General features: G+C 64.4%; 22 protein-coding genes and 3 pseudogenes. 12 read left to right on the top strand and 13 right to left on the bottom strand.

Annotated elements, in window-relative coordinates; translation table 11 throughout:
- Window positions 1–153: 153 nt before the first annotated feature.
- Entirely contained in the window at window positions 154–261 is a 108-nt protein-coding gene (locus tag ACX80V_RS14340; RefSeq protein ID WP_485843711.1) for a Rieske (2Fe-2S) protein, read from the bottom strand.
- 605 nt (window positions 262–866) lie between these two features.
- Between ACX80V_RS14340 and ACX80V_RS14335 the strand changes: the two genes are divergently transcribed.
- Entirely contained in the window at window positions 867–1073 is a 207-nt protein-coding gene (locus ACX80V_RS14335) for an SRPBCC family protein (RefSeq protein WP_485843705.1), read from the top strand.
- Between the two features lie 30 nt (window positions 1074–1103).
- On the opposite strand, the gene ACX80V_RS14330 is transcribed toward ACX80V_RS14335, so the two are convergent.
- The 8 genes and pseudogenes from ACX80V_RS14330 to ACX80V_RS14295 all read right to left on the bottom strand — a co-directional run bounded on the left by ACX80V_RS14330 (window position 1104) and on the right by ACX80V_RS14295 (window position 8796).
- On the bottom strand, window positions 1104–1904 hold the full coding sequence (locus ACX80V_RS14330) for an IclR family transcriptional regulator (RefSeq protein WP_485843710.1): 801 nt from the start codon (window positions 1902–1904) through the stop codon (window positions 1104–1106).
- Window positions 1905–2021: 117 nt separating this feature from the next.
- Window positions 2022–2216, bottom strand: a pseudogene (locus ACX80V_RS14325) (catalase-related domain-containing protein); the annotation flags it as partial.
- Between the two features lie 82 nt (window positions 2217–2298).
- Window positions 2299–3058, bottom strand: a pseudogene (locus ACX80V_RS14320) (formate dehydrogenase accessory sulfurtransferase FdhD).
- Window positions 3046–4362 carry a molybdopterin molybdotransferase MoeA gene (locus tag ACX80V_RS14315; RefSeq protein WP_485843704.1) on the bottom strand — a complete coding sequence of 439 codons (1317 nt, stop codon included), beginning with the start codon at window positions 4360–4362 and terminating at the stop codon, window positions 3046–3048. Before ACX80V_RS14315 ends, ACX80V_RS14320 begins: the two are co-directional and overlap by 13 nt.
- Before the next feature lie 110 nt (window positions 4363–4472).
- Window positions 4473–4649 (bottom strand): annotated as a pseudogene (locus ACX80V_RS14310) (formaldehyde dehydrogenase, glutathione-independent); the annotation flags it as partial.
- Window positions 4650–4981: 332 nt separating this feature from the next.
- Window positions 4982–5584, bottom strand: a complete 603-nt coding sequence (gene folE, locus ACX80V_RS14305) for a GTP cyclohydrolase I FolE (protein WP_485843703.1) — start codon at window positions 5582–5584, stop codon at window positions 4982–4984.
- On the bottom strand, window positions 5581–7908 hold the full coding sequence (locus ACX80V_RS14300; protein WP_485843702.1) for an FdhF/YdeP family oxidoreductase: 2328 nt from the start codon (window positions 7906–7908) through the stop codon (window positions 5581–5583). Before ACX80V_RS14300 ends, folE begins: the two co-directional genes overlap by 4 nt.
- 12 nt (window positions 7909–7920) lie before the next feature.
- Window positions 7921–8796 carry a methylenetetrahydrofolate reductase gene (locus ACX80V_RS14295; RefSeq protein ID WP_485843701.1) on the bottom strand — a complete coding sequence of 292 codons (876 nt, stop codon included), beginning with the start codon at window positions 8794–8796 and terminating at the stop codon, window positions 7921–7923.
- Between the two features lie 163 nt (window positions 8797–8959).
- Between ACX80V_RS14295 and ACX80V_RS14290 the strand changes: the two genes are divergently transcribed.
- Complete coding sequence (locus ACX80V_RS14290; protein ID WP_485843700.1) at window positions 8960–9610, top strand: GntR family transcriptional regulator; 651 nt, start codon at window positions 8960–8962, stop codon at window positions 9608–9610.
- A 104-nt stretch (window positions 9611–9714) separates the two neighbouring features.
- Here the strand turns inward: ACX80V_RS14290 and ACX80V_RS14285 are convergent, their stop codons facing one another.
- From ACX80V_RS14285 to purU, 4 genes are all read right to left on the bottom strand, one after another.
- A complete protein-coding gene (locus ACX80V_RS14285) occupies window positions 9715–10590 on the bottom strand; it encodes a bifunctional 5,10-methylenetetrahydrofolate dehydrogenase/5,10-methenyltetrahydrofolate cyclohydrolase (RefSeq protein WP_485843699.1) in 876 nt (291 codons plus the stop codon).
- Window positions 10587–11213: a cyclodeaminase/cyclohydrolase family protein gene (locus ACX80V_RS14280; RefSeq protein WP_485843698.1), complete on the bottom strand. Its 627-nt coding sequence runs from the start codon at window positions 11211–11213 to the stop codon at window positions 10587–10589. The genes ACX80V_RS14285 and ACX80V_RS14280 overlap by 4 nt, the downstream gene beginning before the upstream one ends.
- A gap of 129 nt (window positions 11214–11342) precedes the next feature.
- Window positions 11343–13835: a GcvT family protein gene (locus tag ACX80V_RS14275; protein ID WP_485843697.1), complete on the bottom strand. Its 2493-nt coding sequence runs from the start codon at window positions 13833–13835 to the stop codon at window positions 11343–11345.
- Between the two features lie 54 nt (window positions 13836–13889).
- The gene (gene purU / locus ACX80V_RS14270) at window positions 13890–14804 is read right to left on the bottom strand and encodes a formyltetrahydrofolate deformylase (RefSeq protein ID WP_485843696.1); all 915 of its coding nucleotides are present in this window, start codon (window positions 14802–14804) and stop codon (window positions 13890–13892) included.
- Window positions 14805–14943: 139 nt separating this feature from the next.
- Between purU and ACX80V_RS14265 the strand changes: the two genes are divergently transcribed.
- From ACX80V_RS14265 to ACX80V_RS14220, 10 genes are all read left to right on the top strand, one after another.
- A complete protein-coding gene (locus ACX80V_RS14265; protein ID WP_485843695.1) occupies window positions 14944–15621 on the top strand; it encodes a GntR family transcriptional regulator in 678 nt (225 codons plus the stop codon).
- A gap of 168 nt (window positions 15622–15789) precedes the next feature.
- Complete coding sequence (gene glyA, locus ACX80V_RS14260; RefSeq protein WP_485843694.1) at window positions 15790–17088, top strand: serine hydroxymethyltransferase; 1299 nt, start codon at window positions 15790–15792, stop codon at window positions 17086–17088.
- The gene (locus ACX80V_RS14255) at window positions 17088–18305 is read left to right on the top strand and encodes a sarcosine oxidase subunit beta family protein (protein ID WP_058930484.1); all 1218 of its coding nucleotides are present in this window, start codon (window positions 17088–17090) and stop codon (window positions 18303–18305) included. The genes glyA and ACX80V_RS14255 overlap by 1 nt, the downstream gene beginning before the upstream one ends.
- Before the next feature lie 14 nt (window positions 18306–18319).
- Window positions 18320–18739 (top strand): sarcosine oxidase subunit delta, encoded by a 420-nt coding sequence (locus ACX80V_RS14250; RefSeq protein ID WP_485843693.1) that lies wholly within the window; start codon window positions 18320–18322, stop codon window positions 18737–18739.
- Complete coding sequence (locus ACX80V_RS14245) at window positions 18736–21678, top strand: sarcosine oxidase subunit alpha family protein (RefSeq protein WP_485843692.1); 2943 nt, start codon at window positions 18736–18738, stop codon at window positions 21676–21678. Before ACX80V_RS14250 ends, ACX80V_RS14245 begins: the two co-directional genes overlap by 4 nt.
- Complete coding sequence (locus tag ACX80V_RS14240; RefSeq protein ID WP_485843691.1) at window positions 21671–22306, top strand: sarcosine oxidase subunit gamma; 636 nt, start codon at window positions 21671–21673, stop codon at window positions 22304–22306. Before ACX80V_RS14245 ends, ACX80V_RS14240 begins: the two co-directional genes overlap by 8 nt.
- Entirely contained in the window at window positions 22307–23680 is a 1374-nt protein-coding gene (locus ACX80V_RS14235; protein WP_485843690.1) for an L-serine ammonia-lyase, read from the top strand.
- 103 nt (window positions 23681–23783) lie between these two features.
- Window positions 23784–24698, top strand: a complete 915-nt coding sequence (gene pdxS, locus ACX80V_RS14230) for a pyridoxal 5'-phosphate synthase lyase subunit PdxS (protein WP_058930479.1) — start codon at window positions 23784–23786, stop codon at window positions 24696–24698.
- 105 nt (window positions 24699–24803) lie between these two features.
- Entirely contained in the window at window positions 24804–24935 is a 132-nt protein-coding gene (locus tag ACX80V_RS14225; RefSeq protein ID WP_256370770.1) for a hypothetical protein, read from the top strand.
- An 82-nt stretch (window positions 24936–25017) separates the two neighbouring features.
- Window positions 25018–26739 (top strand): alkaline phosphatase D family protein, encoded by a 1722-nt coding sequence (locus ACX80V_RS14220; RefSeq protein WP_485843689.1) that lies wholly within the window; start codon window positions 25018–25020, stop codon window positions 26737–26739.

Raw genomic sequence — 26739 nt, 5'->3', positions numbered from 1 at the left:
GATCACTATTTAGAGCCATGAGCGGTCCTTTGATCGGTGAGGCATGGGCCTACGGCAAAACATGGCCCTCGGGAATCAGGCCGGAAGGTTGGGGGGCCTCGTCCGATTCGATGATCATGATGTTGCCGTCGACGATTTGCACTTCGTGAGTGCCTACCCGCAGTTCGGCCGGGGTGCATCCAGGGCTCCGGTGCGGAGGTTGAACCTGGATGCGTGAAGGGGGCACTCGACCCAGTAGTCCTCTGCGTAGCCGTCAGCCAGTGAGGCATCGTGGTGTGTGCACGTGTCGTCGATGGCGAAGATCTCGCCGGCTTAGGTGTGGAAGACGGCGATTGACGGGGCAGTATCGAGCAGTAGTGCCTCCCCGGGGGCGAGTTCACGGAGCGGGCAGGCCTAGTGCATAGGGCACCTCTTTTATGTTGAGGGGATTGATTTCGCGCCAGATCGGTTGGGACGGGATCGTTCCGCATGGCTCAACGGCAATCGCACTAAGCAACAGATTGCGCCTGATGCTAACGGATGTCAAGGGTTTCGGCTGATTTGCCGGGAATCTTGACATGCAACGTGGGATACGTCACGCTGTTGCGTATTGCGATTGTCGTTGCGTAGCAAGCAGTTTAAGGGGTGGGATATGGAGACGCCTACTGTCGTCGGAGCATCCCTCGCTGGCCTCTCGGCGCCCGTGCTGCTCGAGCCCTGGGTTTCGCGGACGGCTGATCACCATAGGAGATGTACTGCATCGTCCGTAGGAAGTCCCACGGTCGAAGGGCCTCTATCTGGCAGATGGACAATCGGTCACGGCTGACCGGGTCGTCATTGCGACGGGCGCCCGTAGCCGGGAGATCCTCGCCTAAAGGGCCTGGACAATGCCTTTAAGTTGCGGGCCAGCCAACAGGAAGCCATTCGTTGAGAACTTCATGGAGCCCTACCACTGCGCCACGATTCACCCGGAACTCACCGAGGTTCTTCCCAGGGCGGTGTGCTGGTCCCCGACCAACACCACATCCGCGCCTTCCATGACTGGATCGAAGAGTAAGTCGGCGACACGCCTAAGCCCTCCTAGACCTCTATGAGGATTGGTGGGCCTGGCCTGTTGGGCGGGCCTACCGGCGTCTGTAGCCCATTTTTGTGCTGATGCTCAGGCCTGCATCCTTGAGGCCGTCAATAAGCCCGGGCTGCTTTTCCGGCGTGAACCGGAAGGCTGGGCCGGAAATACTCACAGCGGCGATGACGTTTCCCAGGTGGTTGTAGATCGGTACCGCAACCGCCGTCAGCCCGATCTCGAACTCCTCGTGAACGACGGCATAGCCATTGCGGGCGACGTCCAGCAGCTGTTTCTCCAGCTCTGAGCGGTTGGTGATGGTACGAGGCGTGCGGGCAGGCAGGCCGATCCTCTTAAAGATCGCGTCCCTTTCGTCGGCAGTCAGGGCAGCGAGCAGCACTTTTCCACTCGACGTGGCGTGCAACGGTGTCAGGCTCCCCACCCAGTCATACGTGGCCAGCGTTGAGGGTCCCATTGCCTGGTCCACGTTGACGGCAAAATTCGATCGCAGCACGGCCAGGTTGACCGTTTCCTTGTAGGCCGCCGCGAGGCTCTCGAGGACCTCCCTGGCTTCGTGAACCACGCTCAACCTGCCCGGGATGGACGATGCCAGGCGCAGGATGCCAAATCCCAGCTGGTACTTTCCACGTTCGCTGTTCTGCCGGACCAGCTCGCGCCCGACCAAGGATCCCATCAGCCTGGACACGGTGGACTTGTGTATGCCCATCTCCTCGGCGATTTCACTGACGCCGGCGTCGCCTTCGCGGGCCAGGATTTCCATGATCTGGAGGGCGCGGTCCACCGATTGGACACCTCCAGCCTGCGCATCTGCGTCCTTGTCCGGGTCATAGCGTGCGGCCATCATGCCTCGTGTCGTCGTCCATGCAGGGTGTGCGAGCCCGGAGGGAGGTTCCGGTCAACCTTCCGGCTCATCTTGAATCATCCTAGACCGACACTGCCGCAAGGCCGTCAATCGGCGTCAGGCGCCGCAAGGCAGAACACCCCGCCGCGGGTGATCCTTGGCGCCGAGTTCGGCGTCCACGTTGGTCCAGTACTGGATGGCGCGTTCCTTGATTTCGGCGTTCTTCACGCCGCCCACGGCACCGGTGATGGTGTCCAGCAGGCGGGCCTTGGCGCCGTCGTCGTAAACCTCGCGGTACAGGGAGCCGGCCTCGGCCCCGGCTTCGTCGCCCTGGACGGCGGCTGTGGCCTTGTCCACCGAGATGGGGTCATGAGTGAGCTCGGCGAGGACAACGTCAAAGCCTGGCATAGGTTTCCTCGCGGCCCACTTTCTGCGGACAGCCCAGCCTTTCGCGACCGGCGTAGACGTTCAGAGTGTGTTTTCGGTTGAATCCAACCAGCGTCACTCCGGTCTCGACGGCGAGGTCGGCGGCCAGGCTTGAGGGCGCGCTCACAGCAGACAGGACGGGAATGCCTGCCATGGCGGCCTTCTGGACAAGTTCGAAGGACGCGCGCCCGGACACCTGGAGGACCGTGCCACTCAGAGGCAACAGGTCTTGGCGCAGCGCCCATCCCACCACTTTGTCCACAGCGTTATGGCGTCCGACATCCTCCCGGAGACAAAGCAACTCAGGGCTGGCGCCATCCACCTTGAACAGGCCGGCCGCATGGACGCCGCCCGTCTTGTCGAACACCGCCTGGGCCGCGCGAAGCCGCTCCGGCATGCCGCATGGTGGCAGGCATGGGTACATCCGGCCTCAGCTGGGCCTCGACCACGTTATATGTCTGCTCTCCCCCGGCATCGCCGGCGCAAAAGCGCAGCGATATCAGCTCGGAGTGGGAACTGATGATGCCTTCCGAGACCAGGAACCCGGCCACCAGGTCAAAATCGTCCCCCGGGGTCCTCATGGTGACAGCGAAGGAGCGGCCGCCGATGCGGATTTCCAAGGGCTCCTCAGCGGCAAGTGCGTCTTCCTTGAACCGCACCGAGTATTGGGTGCGGGAACCCTCAAGGTGGAAGCGGTGGATCTTGCGGCGCTGTGTCATGCGGGCCATGCTGTGGTCCGTGCACGGTTGGTGGTGGAACGGATTGTTTCGTTGGCCTGCGTCCAAGGGAGTGGGAGCACAGGAACTGGCTCGCCGGACTGGACTCCAGCAGGGGGAACGGCCATGACGCCGTCGGCCCAAGCCAGTCCACGCATCATGCCGGGCCCCGTATGCGAGGCGGGGAAGGCAAGCCCCTCGATAAACGTGCACGGAATCAGACGCGTACGGCCGGGGCTCGGATCAACGTCAGCCGCGGAGGTCACCTGTCCAACGGCGCTCAGGGGCCTGCCTCCGAGTGCCTCCAGCAGCGGTGCACCCATAGTGATGAGAGCCATCATTGCTGCCAGGGGGTTACCGGGCAGCCCGACGACGAAGCGGCCGTCCGGGAGCCCGGCCAGAACTGCCGGGTGACCCGGCCGCATGGCGATGCCATCCAGCAACAGCTGTCCGCCAAGGTCAGCGATGACGGCGCGAAAATGATCTGTCCCGGAACAGCCGGTTCCGCCGGTGGTTATGGTCAGGTCCGGCATCCGCCCGGGGAACGCGTCAGAACCGCCAATTGCCGCGAGCCACTCGGGGTAGGAATCCCCGATCCGCAGGGAGCCGGCAGGCGTGCCCCCCAGAAGGGAAATGACCGTCCCCAGCTGCGGACCAAAAGTGTCCCTGACATGTCCTGGTTTCGGAACGCCTGACGTGACCACCTCGGAACCGGTCAATACGATGCCGACCACCGGCTTGGCCTGCACCTGCAGGTTGTCGTGGCCAGCCACAGCGGCGAGGGCAATGTGGCCCGGGTTCAGTGTTGTGCCGGCGGGGATCAGCACCTCACCTACAGCAGCTTCCTCGCCCGCGGGACGAATGTGTTGGCCGAGGCCCGGCTCGCCTTCCTTTGCGTTGTCAGTGAGCCGCAGGACAAGGCTGCCGTCGGCATCTTGGTGGATCTGGCCACTTTCCTTGCGGAGTATCGACTGGGCGCCAACAGGTACCAGTCCGCCGGTGGCTATGACGCTGGCACTCCCGGGGCGCAAAAAGGGTTCGTGGCCGGCAAGGATCCATGGACCGACGCCGTTGATTGCCCAGCCATCCATGGCAGAAGAGTCGTAATGGGGGAGTTCTTGCAGGGCGGCGACGTTGCGGGTAAGCGCGTGGCCTGCTGCCAATGCGAGGGGAACCTCCACGGGCGCGAGTGGAACCGCGCAATCGAAAGCCAGTTGCCGGGCTTCGAGCCAGGTGGGGGAGGGATGTCCGGAATTTGGCCATGCAGAGCGCAACTCCGAACTGCTGCCGATGGTGGCGGTATCTTGGGCCAGCAAGGGTGCCCCCTTTCGTGTAGGTAGTAATGCAATGAAACGTGCGGGCCGGGGACCATGTGGGGTGCACCCCACGTGGGTCCCCGCAGTCCCCGGCCCCATCAGCTGGCGTGCTACGCCGTGACGTATCCATTCGGGTTCAGCACGAACTTAGTTGCCGAGCCGGCGTCGAATTCGGCGTAGCCGCGGGGAGCATCCTCAAGCGGGATTGCTGTGGCGTTCACTGCCTTGGCGATCTGGACCTTTTCATGCAGGATGGCCATCATCAACTGGCGGTTGTACGACACGACATGATTGCCATGCACTGGTCCGGCGAGTGCCGGCGTTGCCCCGTTGCCCGAAAGCGGTGCTTCGATGAGGATACCTCCCCAGGTTTCAGGCCACCGAAGCACCATTTACAGGAACGGGACAGTTCATCCTTCGCGAGGACGAAGACGTCAGTGGGATGCCGGGCCGGGTGGCACAGCATCCCGGTCCTGCCTAACGCTGGACGGCCGCGCCCCGGACGGCATCGGCCTGGGCCTGAGTGACATCAGACATTGGTTCTCCCTTGATGGTGTCTGTGTTGAGTGGCATTGATCTGTGGCGTATGGCAGCCCCGGGGGGCATGTCCAGAGAATTCTCATCGGCCGTGGATGAGGCTCAGCGCTTCGGCCCGGGCGGCCGGAAGGCGCAGTTCACCGCGGACTGCGGACGTGATGGTCTTGGCCCCGGGCTTGCGGACGCCCCGCATTGACATGCACAGGTGCTCGCACTCGATCACCACAATTGCACCCAAAGGCCGTAGCGACGTAACCAGCGCGTCCACCACCTGGGTGGTGAGCCTCTCCTGGACCTGCGGCCTACGCGCAAAGACGTCCACCAGCCTGGCAAGCTTGCTGAGGCCGGTCACCAGTCCCTCAGCGGACGGGATGTAACCTACGTGCGCCACGCCATGGAACGGCACCAGGTGATGTTCGCAGGTGGAATAGAACGGGATGTCCTTAACGATGACCATTTCACCGTGGCCGAGGTCAAAGGTCTTGTCCAGGACTGCCAGGGGATCCTCATGGAGCCCGCCGAACATTTCCGCGGCGGCGCGGGCTACACGGGCCGGGGTGTCCACCAGTCCCGGCCTTTCGGGGTCCTCCCCGATGGCCAGGAGGTATTCGCGGACAGCCCGTTCCACCCTTGGCCCGTCCACACCCTGGGTGACGGTCGCTTCCGTCGTCAGGACGGAGCTCACGCTTCGGCCCGCTCAAGCCGCACGATAACGGACTTGGAGGTCGGCGTGCCGCTGGTGTCGGCTACGGAGTCGAGTGGCACGAGGACGTTGGTTTCCGGGTAGTAGGCCGCCGCGCAACCCTTGGGCGTCGAGTATGAAACGATGCGGAAGTTTTCGGCCCGTCGTTCGGTCCCTTGGAATTCGGAGATGAGATGGACCATGTCCCCGTCCGTGAACCCCAGCTCAGTAATGTCGTCGGCGTTGATCAGGACGACGCGGCGCCCGCCGTGGATGCCGCGGTAGCGATCATCCTTGCCGTAGATGGTGGTGTTGTACTGGTCATGGGAGCGCAGGGTTTGGAGGACGAGCCGTCCCGCGGGGACCCTGATGAATTCCAGTTCGTTGCCTGTGAAGTGGGCCTTGCCCGAAGCGGTATCGAACTTCCTGGCGTCCCGGGGCGGGTGGGGAAGGACGAACCCTCCAGGGTTCTGGATCCGCTCCTCGAAGTTCTCGAAGCCGCTGAGGACTGCTTCGATGTGTTTCCGGATGATGGAGTAGTCGTCCTTCATGGCGAGCCAGTCGGCTTTGGGGGTATTGGGCAGCGGGAGGTTGTCGCTGCCGGTGAAGATTTTGTGGGCGATGTTGCAGACAATGGCCACTTCGGAGTGCAAGTGGTCGCTGGCGGGCTTAAGCCGTCCGCGGGAGGCATGGACCGCGCTCATGGAATCCTCCACTGTTACCCTCTGGTCGCCGGTGCGCTGGGTGTCCTTCTCGGTACGTCCGAGCGTCGGAAGAATCAGCGCACGTCGACCCGTCGATACGTGGGAATGGTTCAGTTTCGTGGAGATCTGCACCGTCAGGCGGGTGTTGGCTAGAGCCTGTTCCGTGACCTCGGAATCGGGGGCTGCCCGCACGAAGTTGCCGCCCATGCCGATGAATACGCGGACCTTGCCGTCCCGCATGGCGCGGATGGCGGCCACGGTGTCGAAGCCATGCGCCCGGGGGGAGTGGAACTGGAACTCGTGGTCAAGCCGGTCGTGGAAGTTCTCCGGCATCTTCTCGAAGATGCCCATGGTCCGGTCGCCCTGGACGTTGGAGTGGCCGCGGACGGGGCAGACGCCGGCTCCGGGCTTGCCGATGTTGCCTTGCAGAAGCAGGACGTTGACCACGTCGCGGAGGGTGGGTACCGAGTGCTTGTGCTGGGTCAGGCCCATGGCCCAGCAGACGATCGTGGCGCTCGAGGCCAGGAGGCGCTCCCCTGTGGACTTGATCTGTTCCAGTGTCAGTCCCGTGGCTTCGACGATGTCGTTCCATTCCGCCTTTTCGAGGTACCGCAGGTATTCGTCGATGCCAACTGTGTGGTGTTTGATGAATTCATGGTCCAGCACAGTGGAGAGGCCGGGGGTCTTGCGTCCCTGGGCTTCGGCTTCGAGGAGGTATTTGCCAAGCCCTTGGAAGAGGGCCTGATCGCCGCCGGCGCGGATTTGGAGGAAGTCATCGGTCAGTTGTGTGCCCACCACCATGCCGGAAATGTTCTGCGGATTCTCGAACCGCAGGAGCCCGGCCTCGGGAAGCGGATTCACGGAGATGATGACGGCGCCGTTCTTCTTCGCCTTCTCCAGCGCACTTAGCATGCGCGGGTGGTTAGTGCCGGGGTTTTGCCCCGCCACGAAAATCAGCGACGCCGTCTCCACGTCCGTGAGGCTGACGGAGCCTTTGCCGATGCCGATCGTTTCGACCAGGGCCGAGCCGGACGATTCGTGGCACATGTTGGAGCAGTCGGGCAAGTTGTTCGTCCCGATGCCCCGAACGAGGAGCCCGTAGGCGAAGGCTGCCTCGTTCGATGTCCGCCCGGAAGTGTAGAAGATCGACTGATCGGGGTGCTCCATGTCCCTGATCTCCTGGGCGATCAGCTCATAGGCGTCGTCCCACTCGATGGGCTTGTAGTGGGTTGCACCTTCCTCGAGGAGCATCGGATGCGTCAACCGGCCCTGTTGACCCAGCCAGTAGTCGTCACGCGTCTTCAGGTCCGCGATGGAGTGTTTCGCGAAGAATTCCGGCGTGACGCGGCGGCGCGTGGCTTCTTCAGCTACCGCCTTGGCGCCGTTCTCGCAGAATTCCGCAGCATTGCGCTTTTCGTGTTCGGGCCAGGCACAGCCCATGCAGTCAAAGCCGTCAACCTGGTTGACTGCCAAGAGCGTCTGGATGCTGCGCAGCGGGCCCATCTGCTCAAGGGAAATTTTCAACGCGTTCGCAACAGCCGGAAGGCCGACGGCGGTCGTTTTGGGCTTCGTCAGGCTCAGTTTTGACTCGTCGATATTCTGCTTGGGGGCTTTTGAAGCCATGTGATCTTCCCTTCAGATCTTGGCAGGAAACAGTGGAATGGAGGTGTTGCCCGAGGCCAGCATGGTGGTCGGCTGCAGTGCGCGGAGATCATCCAGGAGGCCAGGCAGGCGGCGGAGGTCGTTGAAGGTGTAGACATGGAACCCGGCAAAGAGGGGATCGCCCGCCAACTCCTGGTGGACTTCGCGGATCAGGCGTCCGCTGTCGTAGCTCAGGAAGTCGTCCCGCCGCCAGAGGGCCCCCGCCATTCCTGTCCCGCGGGCGAGCTTGAGGGAGCGGCCGACTCCGAGGCGTGCTCCCAGGGAGACCAGTTTCCTGATGGAGACCGGGCCGGGGACTCCAATCCACACGGGTAGCTGTATGTCGCCCTTGCGGATTGTCCGGAGGTACCGGCTGATCGCCTCGCCGGAAAAGCACATCTGGGTGACCATGGAGGACGCCAGTGGCGCTTTGATCTCGAGGCTGCTGCTGAGTTGTTCCTGGCTGAGCTGCGGGTGGCCTTCCGGGTAGCCGGCGATGCCTATGGAGAAGTCGGGTGAGTACGCAGTGACCGCCTCAAGGAGTTGTCCGCTCCAGGCGTAGGGACCTGCAGGCGTGCGCCGGTCACCGGCAACGAGAAACAGCTCCGAGACGCCGGCCTCCTGCAGCTGCAGCAGCAGCGAATGGAGTTCTGCCTCACCCGTGATGCTGCGGGCTGCGAGATGGGGAACGGTGTGGTAACCCAGGCGCGCCAGGTTTACGGACGCCTCCACGGTCCGTGCAGGCCCGTGGTGCGGGAGGCACGTCACGCTGACGGATCCCGTGGTGTCAAAGGCCGCTGGGAGTTGCGTGAGCAGATCGGCAGACGGAACCACTTCCAGCCGTATCCTTGCAACAGCCTCTGTGCTCATTGCTCTCCGTTAGGGTTGACATTTTTTTGATGGGATATTGATATATCAGTTCTAGGAATACTATGTACAGGAGGCCTTCGCGTCAAGGCTCAGCCGTGCATCGGGAGGAGACTTGAAAATGGTAAGCGGTGGAGAACTACGTTCGGATGTTGGGGGGTCCTTAATGCCAACGAGGCAGGTGGACGAGTCCTTCGCCGACTTCGCCTACAGGGTGCTCTGTGATGAACTGATCGTTTTGGACATCAAGCCTGGTGAACCATTGAATGACGAAGTGATTTCCAGGCGGCTCGGGGTGGGGAGGACACCCATCCGGGAGGCCATGAAGCGCCTTGAGGGCGACCATCTGGTGGTGGCGTATCCCCGCCGGGGAACATTCGCCGCAGGGGTGGACATCACGGATCTGGCTGAAATCTCCGAAATCCGGCAGCTTTTGGAGCCTGCGGCCGCAGCACGGGCTGCCCGGATGGCATCGCCGCAGCTCCGGCAAGAGATCAAGGAATTTGCCAGGGAAGTCGGGGAGCTCCTGCCGGTAATGCACTCCCAGCGGGACCTGATGCGCCTGGACATGCGGGTACACCGGATGATCTACCGGGCCACAGGGAGCCGGCATCTTGAGGATGTCCTGATCCGGTACGACAACCTGGCGACGCGGATCTGGAGCCTGGTGCTGGAGAAACTTCCTCCGGTATCCGAGCACATTGCCCAGCACATTGAGCTGCTCGAGTGCATCGCGGAAGGGGATTCCGAAGCTGCTGCGCGGCTGACCACCAAGCATGTGACGGACTTTGAGAACCTCATCAAGGCCGTCCTGTAGCCCGGTGGCAGGACACGGCCTTTGCGCCCGTGAAGATCGCATGGATCTGCACGGGCGCGGAGACAACAACTGGGCCTAATCGAAGCAGGGGTACCTGCCGTGGGTCATACGGCTGTTCCCCGGACCAAGGCATGCGACTGTTCCCGCGCGGCCTCGGTGGTGTGAAGGAGCAGCAGGGACGTGGTGACTGAGCCGACGCCACCCGGAACGGGTGTCAGCGCCCCGGCGATGCCCCGGACGCTGGCTTCGTCCACATCCCCCACGAGGGATCCGTCGGATAGGACGTTGGTGCCGACGTCGATCACAACAGCCCCGGAGGAAATGTGGCCGCCGTTCAGCAGGCCGGTACGCCCGGCGGCGACCACCACGACGTCGGCCGCCTTGGTGTATTTCTCCAGCGCCCCTGACCTGGAGTGGCAGACGGTGACGGTGGCGTCGCGTTCCAGCAGCAGCAGGGACAGCGGTTTTCCGACGACGGCTGAGCGTCCAATCACGACGACGTTCCGGCCCGCAACAGGGATGTCGAAGTGGTCCAGGATCTCGGTGACGGCCCGTGCAGTGGCAGGGGCGAACGAGGGCTGGCCCACGGCCAGCCGGCCAAGGCTCAGAGGGTTCGCGCCGTCGATGTCCTTCTCGGGGGCGATGTGCCCAACCAGCGCATCTGCGTCAACGCCGGGAGGCAATGGCGTCTGCAGGATGATGCCGTTGACGGACGGCTCGGCGCTGAGGTCCTTCAGGACTGAGGCCAGAACCTGTCCTGTTGCGTCGTGGCCCAGGTCCACGATCCGGCAATTGATGCCCGCGCTTTCTGCAGCCCGTTCGATGGACCGCACATACCAGAGCGTGGAGCCGTCGTCGGTGGCCACAACCACTGCAAGGGTGGGGCGCAGGCCGTCAGTTTCGAGGTTCCGGGCTTCGTCGTGGGCCTTCTGCTGAATGAGCTTTGCCAGGTTTCGTCCAGAGAGGAGTGTGGTGCTCAACCGAGAATCCTTTCGCGCACGCGCTTCACTAGCGAGTCGGCTGCCAGGACGACCTTTTCCTCAAGGCCGTCCGTCTGTTCAGCCAGCCGGGAACGCGCTTCGGTGTCCTTGATGGCCACCACATTGATGTCGATGTTCACCCGTGCAGTGGTGGCGGCTGCCCGGGCTGCGTCGACGGCGGCGGCGACGTCACTGATCACGTTGACGTTGGCCACCTCGAACAGTTCCGTGGCAAGATCCACGATGGCGCCGGCAAGCAGGATCAGTTGTGCCGGTGTTTTCGCCGCCTGGACGAGCGCGTCCTGGATGGATGCTGTCCGTTCGGCCTTGAGGTCGTCAGTACCGGCGGGGAGCTTGTAGGCATCGATGACGCCTTGGAACGCGTGCTGGTCGGCGTCCGCGAGGCGCAGGGCCTGGGCCACCAGTCCGTCGGCGCTGCTGATGATCCTGGTGACGAGTTCGGCGTGCTGTTCGTATTTCGTGCCGGTGGTGTACCTGGCCACCATGGCGACAAGTGCCGCCCCCTGGGCGGCGTGGAGTGCCGCGGCTGCGCCGCCGCCTGGGGTGGGTTCGCGCGAGGCAAGCCTGGCGAGGTAGTCGTTTATTGTTTCTGAACTGATCATGTGTCTTCCTGGGCTGAGGCTCTAGTCGACTGGCCTGGGCATGGGACGGGCCATGGAAAAGCAGCGGCCCGGACTCTGGTTGCGAGGAAATGAGTCCGGGCCGCGTGCCCTTGAATGGCCCTGCGGCTGTTAGCCGCGGAGCCGGGTCATCGTGGGGTCGTACAGCGGATCCGCCGTGACCGTGGCCTGGATGCGCCGGCCAAAGTACTCGATTTCAACCGAGTCACCCACGGAGACGGCGGCGGGCAGGTACGCGTAGGCAATTGGCTTGGCCACGGTATAGCCATAAGCGGCGCTCGTGACGTAGCCAACTGCCTGGTCCTTGTAGAAGACAGGTTCCTTGCCCAGCACGATGCTGCGGCCGTCGTCGACCGTCAGGCAGCGAAGGCGGCGGGCGGAGTTTTCCTCGGTCCGGCCTTCCAGTGCTGCCTTGCCGACGAAGTTTTCCTTGGTCATCTTCACGGCGAAACCGAGTCCCGCTTCCAGTGGGTCGTGCTCGGTGGTCATGTCGGTGCCCCACGAGCGGTAGCCCTTTTCCAGGCGCAGCGAGCTGAACGCGGCGCGGCCGGCAGCGATCACGCCGAACGGCTGCCCTGCCTTCCACAGGGCGTCCCACAGGCGCTGCCCGTTGTCCGCGCTGGTGTACAGTTCCCAGCCCAGCTCGCCGACGTAGGACAGCCGCATTGCGGTGACGGTGACGCCGCCGATGACAACCTTCTTCGCCCGGAAGTAGCGCAGGCCGTCGTTGGAGAAGTCGTCGCTGCTGACGGTGGTGATCAGGTCCCGGGCGAGGGGTCCCCACAAGCCGATGCAGCAGGTCCCGCCGGTGGTATCGCGCACCTGGACCCAGTCGCTGGCGGTTCCGTTTTCCGTCTGGTGGCGTGCGGCCCGCTCAAAGTAAGCGGTGTCGATGTTTCCATTGGCGCCGAGCTGGAAGGTGTCTTCGCTCAGGCGGGCCACGGTGATGTCGCTGCGGATCCCGCCGGCGTGGTCCAGCAGGAGCGTGTAGGTGACCGCCCCCGGCTTCTTGGTCATGTCGGCGGTAGTCAGCTGCTGCAGCAGCTTCAGGGCTCCGGGGCCGGAGACCTCAAGGCGCTTGAGCGGGGTCATGTCGTACATGGCCACCGCGGTGCGGGTCTTCCAGGCTTCGGCGGCGGCGATGGGCGAGCTGAACATCCCGGCCCAGGCGTCACGTGCGGGCGGCTGCCATTCGTCAGGCATCTCCTTGAGTAGTTCGGCGTTGGCTTCGAACCAGTAGGGGCGCTCCCATCCGCCGCCCTCCAGGAAGAAGCCGCCCAGCTGCTTGTGGCGGGCGTGGAACGGGCTGACGCGCAGGTTCCGCGGAGAGAGCTTTGGCTGCAGCGGGTGCAGGACGTCGTAGATTTCCACGAAGTTCTGCTGGGACGTTTCGCTGACGTATTCGGGAGTCAGCTGGACCTCTTCGAAGCGGTGGATGTCGCATTCTCCAAGGTCGATCTGCGACTTTCCGGTGGTCAGGAGCTCCGCGACAGCGCGGGCGATGCCGGCCGAGTGGGTGACCCACACGGCTTCGGCGACGAAGAAACCATCGAGCTCCTTGGACTCACCCACCAGGGGTCCGCCGTCCGGGGTGAAGGAGAAGATGCCGTTGAAGCCGTCCTCGATTTCACTTTCGCGCAGGGCCGGCAGCAGCTGCTTGGTGGCTTCCCATGCCGGGAGGAAGTCCTCCAGGGTGAAGTCGAGCCGGGAGGGCATGTTGTGTTCACTGATGCTGTTGGGGTCGTAGGAGCCCAGCTCATCAACATCCACGGGCATGGGACGGTGCGCGTAGGAACCGATGCCGTAACGGTCACCGTGCTCGCGGTAGTAGAGGTCCTGGTCCTGGTGCCGCAGGATCGGCAGGGAGGCGCCGTTGGGCAGTTCGTTGCGGCCCTTCTGCGCCGGGACCGGAGTGGTCTTCACGTACTGGTGGGCCAACGGCAGGAGCGGGACTGACATCCCGATCATCTCGCCGATCTTGGCGCCCCAGAAACCGGCGCAGGAGACCACTATATCGGCAGGGATGGTGCCTTCGGAGGTCTGGACACCGGTGACCCGGCGGCCGGACTGTTCGATGCCCGTCACCGTGGTGTTGCCCAGGTACTTGACGCCTGCGGCTTCCGTCCGCTTGATCAGCAGCTGGACTGCACGGGCAGCACGGGCGAGGCCGTCGCTGGGAACGTGGAGACCGCCGAGGATGTCTTCCTCGTTCAGGAGCGGGTAAAGCTCCTTGCACTCGGCGCGGGTAAGGATCTTGCCGTCGATACCCCACGCGGCGGCATAGCCGAGCTTCCGCTTCAGGTCCGCGAGGCGGGTCTCGGTGGTGGCAACTTCCAAACCGCCGACCTGGTTGAAGCAGCTGACGCCGTCTTCGCTCAGGGACAGGAGCTTCTCAACCGTGTACTTGGCGAAGGCAGCCATGGTCTTTGACGGGTTCGTCTGGAAAACGAGGCCCGGGGCGTGGGACGTGGAGCCTCCAGGCATATTCAGGGGTCCCTGGTCCAGGACGGTGATGTTGTTCCAACCCCGCGCGACCAGTTCGTCGGCCAGGTTCGTGCCGACGATTCCCGCTCCAATAATGACAATGCTTGGCGTCGAAGCCATGTGGTTTCTCCTGCTGATTTTCGTGTGTTGTCTTTGCTGATGTGGTGGTCGTGCTTACCGGAACACGACAGTGCTGGTTTGGTCCAGCAACACACGGTGCTCGCAGTGCCACCGCACGGCGCGGGACAGTGCAAGCGCTTCCGCATCCTGCCCGACTGTTGACAGTGCGGTGGGACCGTAGCTGTGGTCCACCCGGATGACTTCCTGTTCGATGATTGGCCCTTCATCGAGTTCAGCCGTCACGTAGTGGGCAGTGGCACCTACCAGTTTGACGCCACGGTCGTACGCCTGGTGGTACGGGCGCGCACCCTTGAAGCCAGGAAGGAAGGAGTGGTGGATGTTGATGGCCCGGCCCTCAAGGGAGCGGCAGAGGTCATCGGAGAGCACCTGCATGTACCGGGCGAGCACAACGAGGTCGATGTTGTGCTCGTCGACGAGGTCCAGCAGTCGCTGTTCGGCGACTGCCTTCGTCTCCGGGGTCACGGGGAGGTAGATAAAGGGCAGGCCGGCGGCTTCGGCCATGGCCCGGTGGGTTTCATGATTGGACACCACGAGGACGATGTCGCCGCCGAGGCTGCCGCCGCGCCAGCGGAAGATCAGGTCATTCAGGCAGTGGCCGAACTTGGACACCATGACCAGAACGCGCTGTTTGGTCTGGTCATGGAAGCTGAACTTCATCTCGAAGCGGTCCGCGATGGCATTGAACTCCTCCTGGAGCCGCTCCGGCGTGTACTCGGGGGAACCCGAGAATGCGGTGCGCAGGTGCAGCGTCTCGCGGAGCCCGTCGTCGAACTGTTGGTGCTCGTCGATGTTGAAGCCACGTTCGAAGAGAAAAGTGGTGACTGCTTGGACAATGCCGGCACGTTCGACGCACGACAGTGTGAGTACGAATTTGTGGGCCTTGTCCTTCACGCGGGGGTCGTTCTGAGTCAGCGTGCTGGTTGATGAGTCTGTTGCCACTAGGGTCATGTCTCCTCCTTTTAGGTATCTTCCCGCTAGATATATTCTCAAAACATAAACTGATATATTAGGGTTGGGAATCAGCGTATACTGGTCAGTGGGCGAGGTCAATAGCCTGTTTGGCTTGAATGGAAAAGGGGTCCAGGTTATGGCAGTTGAAGCGTCGGCGATCGCGGCAGATGCGGTCAAGAAGTCGTTGGCGGACGTGGCGTACGAGCGTATCCGCGACCGGCTGCTGATGCTTGACATCAAACCCGGCGATCTTCTTAACGACGACCACCTCGCCAGGGACCTCGGCATGGGGCGGACTCCAGTGCGGGAAGCTTTGAAGCGGCTTGAGCTCGACCGTCTGGTGGTGTCGTATCCGCGCAGGGGCACCTTTGCCACCCGTGTAGAGGTGACAGACCTTGCTTTCATTTCAGAAATCCGGACGCAGCTTGAACCGCTCGCAGCGTCCCGTGCCGCCCGGGTGGCCACGGAACTGCAGCGGGAGCGGTTGCGGGCTGTGATGCGGGCTGTTGAATCCTTCGATACCCATGCGGCCTCCGTCGTCGAAACCCTTCGCCTTGATGCCCGCGTCCATCAAGGCATCTACGCGGCTGCGGCCAACCCCCACCTCGAGGACGTCCTGATCCGGTACGACAATCTCGCCACCCGCATCTGGTGCATGGTTCTGGATCGCCTTCCCGATCTTTCCCGCCACGTGCATGAGCACCTGGACCTGCTCGGCGCAGTGATTGACGGCGATGAGGCACGGGCCGCTGACCTGGCGAGGAGCCACGTCAGTGGCTTCGAGGATGCCGTCCGCAAGGCGCTCTTCACCTGATCCAGGCCCCACCTCTCAAACGTTCTACCAGAAGCGCGGCCCTTCCAGCCGCGCTTCTGGCGCCTCTGGGACGGCTAGAAAAATCTGTTGACACCCACCTGGCTGAATAGCATACTTGAGTCACGAAACTAATATATCAACAGGATATTAGATAGCAGAGGAGAAAAGATGGTCGACGTTCTGACCCGTACGCTCGCAGAGACCGATCCTGCGATCCACGCAGCCGTTCAGCAGGAGCTTCTGCGCCAGCAGGGCACGCTGGAGATGATCGCCTCTGAAAACTTTGCGCCGACTGCCGTCATGGAGGCGCAGGGATCCGTCCTGACCAACAAGTACGCCGAAGGCTACCCTGGCAAGCGCTACTACGGCGGCTGCGAACACGTTGACGTGGTCGAGCAGCTGGCCATCGACCGTCTTAAGTCATTGTTCGGCTCCGAATTCGCCAATGTGCAGCCCCACTCAGGCGCCCAGGCCAACGCGGCGGCGATGTTCGCCCTGATCCAGCCCGGCGACACCATCCTGGGGTTGAACCTCGCACACGGTGGCCACTTGACGCATGGGATGCGAATCAACTTCTCCGGCAAGCTCTACAAAGTGGTCCCGTACGGAGTCGGCGAAGACACCATGCTGATTGACATGGCTGAAGTCGAGCGCCTGGCGGTTGAGAACAAGCCGAAGCTGATCGTGGCCGGCTGGTCCGCCTACTCCCGGCAGCTGGACTTCGCCGAATTCCGACGTATCGCGGACCTGATAGGCGCCTACCTGATGGTGGACATGGCCCACTTCGCAGGCCTGGTGGCCGCGGGGCTTCACCCCAGCCCCGTGCCTCACGCCCACATCGTCACGAGCACCACCCACAAGACCCTTGGCGGCCCGCGCGGTGGTGTGATCCTGACCAATGACGCCGACATTGCCAAGAAGGTCAACTCCGCGGTGTTCCCCGGACAGCAGGGTGGCCCGCTGGAGCACGTCATTGCCGCGAAGGCTGTGGCGTTCAAGCTCGCTGCTGAGCCGGCGTTCCGCGACCGCCAGGAACGCACCCTGGAAGGCGCCCGCATCATCGCAGAACGCATGCTGTCTGCCGACGTTGCAGAGTCCGGCGTGACCGTCGTCAGCGGTGGCACCGACGTGCACCTGGTCCTGGTGGATCTGCGCAATTCGGAACTGGACGGCCAGCAGGGCGAAGACCGCCTGCACCGGATCGGCATCACGGTCAACCGCAACGCCGTGCCGTTCGACCCGCGACCGCCCATGATCTCTTCCGGTCTTCGTATCGGCACGCCGGCACTGGCCACGCGTGGGTTCGGGAAGACGGAGTTCACCGAGGTCGCGGACATTATCGCCGCAGCACTCAAGCGCGAGTTCAGCGACGAGACCGTGGCGGAACTGCGGCAGCGGGTTGAAATCCTGGCCGGAAAGTTCCCGCTCTACCCCAACCTCTCCTCTGACGCGAACGAGGTGGCATAATGGCCGATCTGCTTCCGGAGCACCCGGAATTCCTTTGGCACAACCCGGACCCGAAGCCTTCCTACGACGCAGTCATCGTTGGTGGCGGCGGGCACGGCCTGGCCACCGCCTACTTCCTGGCCAAAAACCACGGCATGACCAACATCGCCGTCCTCGAAAAGGGCTGGCTGGCTGGCGGCAACATGGCCCGGAACACCACCATCATCCGGTCCAACTACCTCTGGGACGAGAGCGCGGCTATCTACGAGCACGCCCTCAAGCTCTGGGAAGTCCTGCCGGAGGAGCTTGAATACGACTTCCTCTTCAGTCAGCGCGGTGTGATGAACCTCGCCCACACCCTGGGTGATGTGCGTGAAAGCATGCGGCGCGTGGGCGCGAACAAACTCAACGGAGTTGACGCCGAGTGGCTGGACCCGCAGCAGGTCAAGGAACTCTGCCCCATCCTGAACATCAACGACAACATCCGCTACCCCGTCATGGGCGCCACGTACCAGCCGCGCGCCGGCATCGCCAAGCATGACCACGTGGCCTGGGCCTTCGCCCGCAAGTGCGACGAACTGGGCGTGGACATCATCCAGAACTGCGAAGTCACCGGCTTCGTCAAGGACGGCAACCGCGTGGTGGGCGTCAAGACCAACCGCGGAACCATCAACACCGAAAAGGTGGGCCTGTGCGCCGCCGGGCACAGCTCGGTCCTGGCCGAAATGGCTGGCTTCCGGCTCCCCATCCAGTCCCACCCGCTGCAGGCTCTGGTTTCCGAACTGCACGAACCGGTCCACCCCACAGTGGTCATGTCCAACCACGTGCACGTCTACGTTTCCCAGGCCCACAAGGGCGAGCTGGTCATGGGCGCCGGAGTGGACTCCTACAACGGTTACGGCCAGCGCGGCTCGTTCCATGTGATCGAGCACCAGATGGCGGCCGCCGTCGAACTCTTCCCGATCTTTGCCCGTGCGCACGTACTCAGGACCTGGGGCGGCATCGTTGATACGACGCTGGACGCCTCCCCGATCGTGGGCACCACTCCGGTGGACAACATGTTCGTGAACTGTGGCTGGGGCACGGGCGGCTTCAAGGGCACGCCGGCCGCCGGCCTCACCTTTGCCCACACCATCGCCACGGGAACGCCGCACGAACTGAACAAGCCGTTTGCGCTGGAGCGGTTCGAAACCGGCGCCCTGATCGACGAACACGGCGCAGCCGCCGTGGCCCACTAGAAGAGAGTCCGGACATGCTCCTCATTTCATGCCCCAACTGCGGCTCCCGCGACGAGACCGAGTTCCACTACGGCGGCCAGGCCCACGTGGCCTATCCGGAGAACCCGAACGAACTGAACGACCGCGAATGGGCCGAGTTCCTGTTCTACCGTGACAACACCAAGGGCGCCTTCGCCGAACGCTGGCTCCACAGCACCGGCTGCCGCCAGTGGTTCAACATGCTCCGCGACACGGTCACCTACGAGATTCAGGCGATCTACCCCATGGGCGCGCCCCGGCCTGACGCAGCCGCCCCGGCACGTGAGTCCGGCACTGCCAGCCTCGCCGCTGACAGCACCACCACCGGCACCGCTGCGCCGAGCACCGCCGCGACAAGCATCGCCGCCAGCACCTCACCCGCCAGCACCACCGCCCCGGAAGGAGCAACCAAGTGACTTCCCAGAACGCCCGCCTCGCCGCCGGCGGACGCATCGACCGCACCATCTCCTGGCGATTCACCGTGGACGGCGAGGAATTCACCGGCCACCCCGGCGACACACTCGCTTCGGCACTGCTCGCCAACGGCCGGATCGCCGCCGGCAACTCGCTGTACGAGGACCGCCCCCGGGGCATCATGTCCGCCGGCGTGGAGGAATCCAACGCACTGGTTCGCGTTGAAGCCCGGTTCCCGGGCCACGTGGCCGAGTCCATGCTTCCCGCCACCACCGTCACCCTGGTGGACGGCCTCGCGGCCAGCATGCTGAACGGTTTGGGCAAGCTGGACCCGGAAGATGACCGTGCGGAGTACGACAAGAAGTACGTCCACGCCGACGTCCTGATCATCGGCGGTGGCCCTGCCGGCCTGGCCGCGGCCCGTGAAGCGGTCCGCACCGGCGCCCGGGTGATCCTGATGGACGACCAGCCCGAACTGGGCGGCTCCCTCCTGTCCGGGTCTACGGCCCCCGGCCTCGCCGAGACCATCGAAGGCAAGCCGGCCCTGGAGTGGGTGGCGGACGTGGAAGCTGAACTGGTTTCCGGGGCCGAAAGCACGGTCCTGAACCGCACCACGGCCTTCGGCGCCTACGATGCCAACTACGTCATCGCGGTTCAGAACCGCACCGACCACCTGTCCAGCCCGGCAGCGCCGGGCGTCTCCCGGCAGCGGATTTGGCACGTGCGTGCTAATCAGGTGGTGCTGGCCCCCGGCGCCCACGAGCGCCCCCTGGTCTTCGAGAACAACGACCGCCCCGGCATTATGCTGGCCTCCGCCGCCCGCAGCTACCTTAACCGTTACGCCGTCGCCGCCGGCCAGCGCGTTGTCATCAGCACCACCAACGACAGCGCCTACGCCCTCGCCGCGGACCTGCGGGCCGCCGGCGTCAAGTTGGCAGCCGTCGTCGACGCCCGCCCCGCCCTCACCCAGGTGGCAGCCGCCGCCGTCGAAGCCGGCACCCGGGTGCTGATCGGCGGCGCCGTGGCCAACACGGCAGCCGGCGACGACGGCCGGCTGTTCGCAGTCACCGTCCGCAGCATCAACGACGACGGCGAGCTCACCTCCGGCGTCGAAGAGATCGCCTGCGACCTGCTGGCAGTCTCCGGCGGCTGGAGCCCGCTGGTGCACCTCCACTCCCAGCGGCAGGGCAAGCTGCGCTGGGACGATGACCTGGCAGCGTTCGTGCCGAGCACCGTGGTCCCCAACCAGCAGACTATCGGCTCCGGCCGCGGCAGCTTCGAACTCGCCGACGTGCTTGCCGAGGGCATTTCCGCCGGCGCCGTCGCGGCCATCGCCGCAGGGTTCACTTCAGAAACCAAGCCAGCAGTCCTCGGCGAGCCGAAGGCGTCCGCCCCCACCCGCCAGCTCTGGCTGGTACCTGGCCAGGCCGGCACCCCGGATGGCTGGCACCACCACTTCGTGGACTTCCAGCGCGACCAGTCAGTGGCTGACGTGCTGCGGTCCACCGGTGCCGGCATGCGGTCCGTGGAGCACATCAAGCGGTACACCTCCATCAGCACCGCCAACGACCAGGGCAAGACCTCCGGCGTCAACGCGATCGGCGTCATCGCCGCCGCGCTCCGGACCGCGGGCGAAGCGTCCCGCGGCATCGGCGACATCGGCACCACCACGTACCGCGCACCGTTCACTCCAGTGGCGTTCGCAGCACTGGCCGGACGCCAGCGCGGCGAGCTGTTCGACCCCGCCCGCGTCACGTCGATCAACCCGTGGCACGTTGCCCAGGGCGCACTGTTCGAGGACGTAGGGCAGTGGAAACGCCCCTGGTACTACCCGCAGGCCGGGGAAGACATGGACGCAGCCGTGCTGCGCGAATGCGCTGCAGTCCGCGAATCTGCCGGGTTCATGGACGCCACCACCCTCGGCAAGATCGAAATCCGAGGCAAGGACGCCGGTGAATTCCTCAACCGGATCTACACCAACGCGTTCAAGAAACTCGCCCCGGGTTCCGCCCGCTACGGCGTGATGTGCCTGGCGGACGGCATGATCTTCGACGACGGTGTGACCCTGCGCCTGGACGAGGACCGGTACTTCATGACCACCACCACCGGCGGCGCCGCGAAGGTGCTGGACTGGCTGGAGGAATGGCTGCAGACCGAATGGCCCGAACTCGACGTGCACTGCACATCGGTGACCGAACAGTGGAGCACCATTGCCGTCGTCGGGCCCAAATCCCGCGCGATCCTGGCAAAGGTGGCCCCCGAACTCGCCAAGGACGGCGGGCTGGAAGCCGAAGCCTTCCCGTTCATGACCTTCCGCGAAACCACCCTCGCCTCAGGCGTGCAGGCCAGGGTCTGCCGGATCTCCTTCTCCGGCGAACTGGCCTACGAGATCAACGTACCGTCCTGGTACGGGCTGAACACCTGGGAAGCCGTGGCCGCGGCAGGCGCCGAATTCAACATCACCCCCTACGGCACCGAAACCATGCACGTGCTCCGCGCCGAAAAGGGCTACCCGATCGTCGGGCAGGACACCGACGGCACCGTCACCCCGCAGGATGCGGGCATGGAATGGGTGGTGTCCAAGGCCAAGGACTTCATCGGCAAGCGCTCCTACGCCCGGGCCGATGCCCGGCGCGAGGACCGCAAGCACCTGGTCAGCGTGCTGCCCGTGGACGGCACCATCCGGCTGCCGGAAGGCACCCAGCTCGTGGAAAAGGGCATCACCACCAGCCCCGCCTACGGCCCGGTCCCCATGCAGGGCTTCGTGACCTCGAGCTACCACAGCGCCGCCCTGGGCCGCTCGTTTGGGCTGGCACTGATCAAGAATGGCCGCAACCGCATCGGCGAGACCCTGCTGGCCGCAGCCGGCGACCAGCTAGTTGAGGTTGTTGTCGCAGAAACCGTACTTTTTGACCCCGAAGGGACCCGCAAAGATGGCTAATTCAGCAGCACTCGAAGGCATCAATGGACTCCGGGACATCCGCCGCAGCCCCGCCTCCCACCTGGCCCCGGCACTGGTGGCAGGCTCCATCCAGGGCAAGGTTGTCCTGGCCGAGGGCCCCTTCCAGACCATGGCAGGAATCCGCGTAGACCCCAAGTCTGAAGAGGGTGCACGGATCGCTGCGGCCACCGGCGGCCTGCCGGCACGCTGCGGCGACGTGGGCGGCGCTGACGGCGTCAGCGTCCTCTGGCTGGGACCGGCGGAGTTCCTGGTGGTTGCACCTGAAGAGGCCCACGACTCCCTGGGCGGCGACCTCATCAGTTCCCTCACCGAAGCGCTGGGCGACGCCCCCGGCCAGGTGGTGGACCTGTCCGCCAACCGCACCACGTTTGAACTGTCCGGTCCCCGTGCCCGCGCCGTCCTGGAAAAAGGCTGCGCCCTTGACCTGCACCCGCGCAGCTTCACCCCGGGAGCCGCATTGAACACCGAGGTGGGCAACATCCCGGTGGTCCTGCAGAAGACCGGGGAGGAAAGCTTCCGGCTTTTCCCCCGCGCCTCCTTCGCGGACTTCCTGGGCCGCTGGCTCCTCGATGCCATGCGGGAATACGCCTCGCCAGAGGTCCCCTAAATGGCACTCAGCGTCCTGGACCTGTTCTCCGTTGGCATCGGGCCCTCGTCGTCACACACGGTGGGCCCGATGCGGGCGGCGAAGCTATTCGCCGACGGACTCAAGGGCGACGGCCACCTGAGCGCCACCAGGCGCGTGCAGGCTGAGCTGTTCGGTTCGCTGGGTGCCACCGGGCGGGGCCACGGCTCGGATAAGGCCGTGGTCCTCGGCTTCAAAGGACTGGACCCGGAAACCGTGGACACGGCCACGGCGGACGACCAAGTGGCTGCCGCGGCCCTCGACGCCGAACTCCTGGTCGGTGGCCACCACCGGGTGGACTTCAACTGGGACGAGGACGTGGTGCTGCACCGGCGCAAGTCCCTCCCGGCCCACCCCAACGGCATGACCTTCCGCGCCCTGGACCACGCCGGGGCGGTGCTGAGCGAACGGAGTTTCTACTCGATCGGCGGCGGCTTTGTAGTGGACGGCGATGCCGGCGCCGAAGACAGGGTGGTGGCGGACTCCACTGTCCTCCCCTACCCCTTCGCCACCGCCGACGAACTCCTGGAGATCTGCAAGCGCGAGGGCATGTCCATCTCCGACGTGATGCTCGCCAATGAACTCACATGGCGCAGCGAAGCGGAACTCCGGGAAAAACTGCTTGCACTCTGGGCGGTCATGCGCGAATGCGTGGACAACGGCTGCGCCGCGGAAGGGATTCTTCCAGGCGGCCTTAACGTCAGGCGACGGGCGCCGTCGTTATTCCAGACCCTGACGGCAGACACCGGAGTGACCGACCCGCTCCGGGCGATGGAGTGGGTGAACCTGTTCGCTCTGGCCGTCAACGAGGAAAATGCCGCTGGCGGCCGGATCGTCACCGCACCCACGAACGGCGCGGCCGGCATCGTCCCCGCGGTGTTGCATTACTACGTGAAGTTCGTGCCCGGCGCCAACGACGACGGTGTGGTCCGTTTCCTGCTGGCTGCGGCCGCCGTCGGAATTCTGTTCAAGATCAACGCCTCCATCTCCGGAGCGGAGGTGGGGTGCCAGGGCGAGGTGGGCTCGGCCTGCTCCATGGCGGCCGCGGGCTTGTGCGAGGTCCTCGGCGGAACGCCCGAGCAGGTGGAGAACGCCGCCGAAGTTGGGATCGAACACAACCTCGGCCTGACCTGCGACCCCGTGGGCGGCCTGGTGCAGATCCCCTGCATCGAACGCAACGCCATCGCCAGTGTCAAAGCCATCAACGCCGCGCGACTATCCCTCCACGGGGACGGCAGCCACAAAGTATCCCTGGACAAAGCGATCAAGACCATGCGGGAAACCGGCGCCGACATGAAAAGCAAATATAAGGAGACGTCCCGGGGCGGCCTCGCGGTAAACGTCATCGAATGCTGACTCGGTGAAGTACGTGTAGCCCCGGGTGTGCACATACACCCGGGGCCAGTCCCTTAACTCGAATGCCTGGCTTCGCAGGCGCCCCGTCCCCTTGGAGCAAGAAGTGACCCTAAAACGACTCCCCTACGAACATATCGCTGTCACGGGCAGCAGCCGCGTCAAGCGCGGCATGGCCGAGATGCTCAAGGGCGGCGTCATCATGGACGTCGTCAACGTTGAACAGGCCCGCATCGCCGAAGACGCCGGTGCCGTTGCAGTCATGGCGCTGGAACGTGTTCCGGCCGATATCCGTGCCCAGGGCGGCGTGTCGCGCATGTCCGATCCGGACATGATCGACCAGATCATCGACGCCGTCTCCGTCCCGGTCATGGCCAAGGCCCGGATCGGCCACTTCGTAGAGGCCCAGGTCCTGCAGTCCCTCGGCGTGGACTACATTGACGAGTCCGAGGTCCTGACCCCCGCGGACTACGTCCACCACATCGACAAGTGGAACTTCACCGTTCCCTTCGTCTGTGGCGCCACCAACCTTGGTGAGGCCCTGCGCCGCATCAACGAGGGCGCGGCCATGATCCGTTCCAAGGGTGAAGCCGGCACCGGCGACGTCTCCAACGCCACCGGGCACATGCGCCAGATCCGCGCCGAGATCGCCAAGCTGGCCGCGCTGCCCGAAGACGAGCTCTACGTCGCGGCCAAGGAACTGCAGGCCCCGTACGAACTGGTCAAGGAAATCGCAACCACCGGCAAGCTCCCCGTGGTGCTGTTCACCGCCGGCGGCATCGCCACCCCTGCAGACGCCGCCATGATGATGCAGCTCGGCGCCGACGGGGTGTTTGTCGGTTCCGGCATCTTCAAGGCCGGCAATCCGGCCCAGCGTGCCGCCGCCGTCGTCAGGGCTACTGCCTATTACGACGACCCAGACGTCATCGCCCAGGTCTCGCGCGGCCTCGGCGAAGCCATGGTTGGCATCAACGTGGACGAGATCCCGCAGCCCCACCGCCTCGCCGAGCGCGGTTGGTAAAAAGGGGCGGCTGTGACGGGAAACCAACTAGAAAAGGCTGCCAGCGGACGTGGGTTGCGCACAGACTGGGCACGCCTCACGGGCCATACGGTTGAGGTCTGGTGCATGGACGAATACATTGTGACGGGCGTTGTTGACCAGGCCTCAGCAGACGACTCCGTGCTCTGGATTGCCGCAGCCGGAAACGACAGGCGACGGCTTTTCGACAAGCGGAGTGGATTTCAGGTCCGGGCCTAGGCCGCAGTGCCTTGGGAGTTGTTTCCTCGGCTCTTTGGCCGTACCCATGGTTGCCGCGGGCCGGAACGGGTACAACTGAGTGATGACGACTTCCCTGGTGCTTGGTCCCATGATGCGGTATGTGGACGAGACTTCTGCCAGCATCTGGGTGGAGACCCGAGGCGATTCCCGCGTCTCCGTCCGGGCCGGTGACCGCAGCTGGGAGGCCCGAACCTTTGCCGTGCACGGCCACCACTATGCCCTGGTGGAGGCGGACGGGATGGAGCCGGGATCTGTGCTGCCCTACACGCTGGACATCGATGGCGAACAGGTCTGGCCGGCTCCGGATTCCGGGTTTCCGCCGCCGGTGATCGCGACGCTGAAGCCCGGCAAGCCGCTGCGCCTGGCCTACGGCTCCTGCCGGACCAGTGTCCCGCACGACGCGACCGGCAATCGGACCCACGGCGTCGATTCGCTCCGCGCCTACGCGCTGGCGATGGCGTCCGACGCTGACCTGCCGTGGCCGGACCTCGTGGCCTTCCTCGGAGACCAGGTCTACGCCGACCTGACCAGCGAACAGATGCAGCAATTCATCCGCGCCCGCCGCGACATCGACGAACCGCCCGGCGAGGAGCTCAAAGACTACGAAGAATATGCCCACCTCTACAATCTCGCCTGGTCCGACCCGGCGAACAGGTGGCTGCTGTCCACCCTGCCCAGCGCGATGATCTTCGACGACCACGACATCCGCGACGACTGGAACGCCTCGCTGAGCTGGAAAAGGGAGATGGAAGCCACCACTTGGTGGCACGGGCGGATTGTCTCGGGGCTTGCCTCCTACTGGGTTTACCAGCATCTGGGCAACCTCTCGCCACAGGACCGGCTTACCGATGCCATCTGGCAGCGGATCGCCCGGCACCGGAGCGAGGCTGAACTCGACCTCAGCGCGGAACTGGACAGCTTCGCTGAACGCGCAGACCGGGACCCGGAATCCTACAGGTGGAGCTTCTGCCGGGACTTCGGGGACACACGGTTGATAGTGGTTGACTCCCGAGCCGCCAGGAAGCTGGTGCCGGAAGCCCGCGCCCTGCTTGATGATGAGGAGATGGCCTGGCTCGACGGCCGGATGCGAGGCGGATTCCGGCACTTGCTCGTGGCCACATCCCTGCCTTTCCTGCTGCCGATGGGCCTGCACCACGTTGAGTCGTGGAATGAGGCCATATCGGAAGGCGCGTGGGGGAAGTTCCCCGCCCGGGCTGGCGAGAAGCTGCGCCAGGCGGTGGACCTGGAACACTGGGGCGCCTTCCAAAAAAGCTTCCAGGACGTGGCTGCCATGGCGGCCGAGGTCGCCGATGGCAAGCGTGGCCCGTCACCCGAGACAGTGACCTTCCTGTCCGGGGACGTCCATTTCTCCTACGTCGTGGAGGTGGAACGCTCCTCGGGCAGCCGGATCATCCAGGCAGTCTGTTCCCCGATCCGCAACCCCCTTCCCCGGCTGATGAGGTACTTCGGGGCCGTCATGGCCTACGGCCTGGCTTCACCGGTAGGTGCCATGGTGGCCCGCTCGGCGCGGGTGCCGGATCCGCCCTTCCGCTGGAAACGCGTCGAGGGACCCTGGTTCAACAACAACCTGGCCAGCCTGGAGGTTGTCCCGGAGGGGCTGAAGCTGTGGTGGCAGACAGGCGTGGTGGAAGACGGCGACGAACTTCACCCACGGCTCGAGACTGTGGCATCCGTTATTGTGGCGTCCCGGGAGGAAGGCGGAAGCCCACGTGTCGGGCGGGGTTTGGACAGGCTCACCCACCGGCGCGCGGAACGAACCTAG

It is taken from the genome of Pseudarthrobacter arbutini (assembly GCF_054510915.1).
The sequence above is the reverse complement of the archived record's forward strand: the minus strand, read 5'-3'. Positions and strand labels throughout refer to the sequence as shown.

Excerpts from the sequence above, each read along its gene's own strand:
- ACX80V_RS14250 (WP_485843693.1), top strand. The coding sequence starts at position 18,320 with ATGCTCCTCATTTCATGCCCCAACTGCGGCTCCCGCGACGAGACCGAG.
- ACX80V_RS14290 (WP_485843700.1), top strand. The coding sequence starts at position 8,960 with ATGCCAACGAGGCAGGTGGACGAGTCCTTCGCCGACTTCGCCTACAGG.
- ACX80V_RS14335 (WP_485843705.1), top strand. The coding sequence starts at position 867 with ATGCCTTTAAGTTGCGGGCCAGCCAACAGGAAGCCATTCGTTGAGAAC.
- ACX80V_RS14280 (WP_485843698.1), bottom strand. The coding sequence starts at position 11,213 with ATGATCAGTTCAGAAACAATAAACGACTACCTCGCCAGGCTTGCCTCG.
- ACX80V_RS14330 (WP_485843710.1), bottom strand. The coding sequence starts at position 1,904 with ATGGCCGCACGCTATGACCCGGACAAGGACGCAGATGCGCAGGCTGGA.
- ACX80V_RS14265 (WP_485843695.1), top strand. The coding sequence starts at position 14,944 with ATGGCAGTTGAAGCGTCGGCGATCGCGGCAGATGCGGTCAAGAAGTCG.
- ACX80V_RS14240 (WP_485843691.1), top strand. The coding sequence starts at position 21,671 with ATGGCTAATTCAGCAGCACTCGAAGGCATCAATGGACTCCGGGACATC.
- ACX80V_RS14235 (WP_485843690.1), top strand. The coding sequence starts at position 22,307 with ATGGCACTCAGCGTCCTGGACCTGTTCTCCGTTGGCATCGGGCCCTCG.
- ACX80V_RS14275 (WP_485843697.1), bottom strand. The coding sequence starts at position 13,835 with ATGGCTTCGACGCCAAGCATTGTCATTATTGGAGCGGGAATCGTCGGC.
- ACX80V_RS14295 (WP_485843701.1), bottom strand. The coding sequence starts at position 8,796 with ATGAGCACAGAGGCTGTTGCAAGGATACGGCTGGAAGTGGTTCCGTCT.
- ACX80V_RS14225 (WP_256370770.1), top strand. The coding sequence starts at position 24,804 with ATGGACGAATACATTGTGACGGGCGTTGTTGACCAGGCCTCAGCAGAC.
- purU (WP_485843696.1), bottom strand. The coding sequence starts at position 14,804 with ATGACCCTAGTGGCAACAGACTCATCAACCAGCACGCTGACTCAGAAC.
- ACX80V_RS14255 (WP_058930484.1), top strand. The coding sequence starts at position 17,088 with ATGGCCGATCTGCTTCCGGAGCACCCGGAATTCCTTTGGCACAACCCG.
- ACX80V_RS14220 (WP_485843689.1), top strand. The coding sequence starts at position 25,018 with ATGACGACTTCCCTGGTGCTTGGTCCCATGATGCGGTATGTGGACGAG.
- ACX80V_RS14300 (WP_485843702.1), bottom strand. The coding sequence starts at position 7,908 with ATGGCTTCAAAAGCCCCCAAGCAGAATATCGACGAGTCAAAACTGAGC.
- glyA (WP_485843694.1), top strand. The coding sequence starts at position 15,790 with ATGGTCGACGTTCTGACCCGTACGCTCGCAGAGACCGATCCTGCGATC.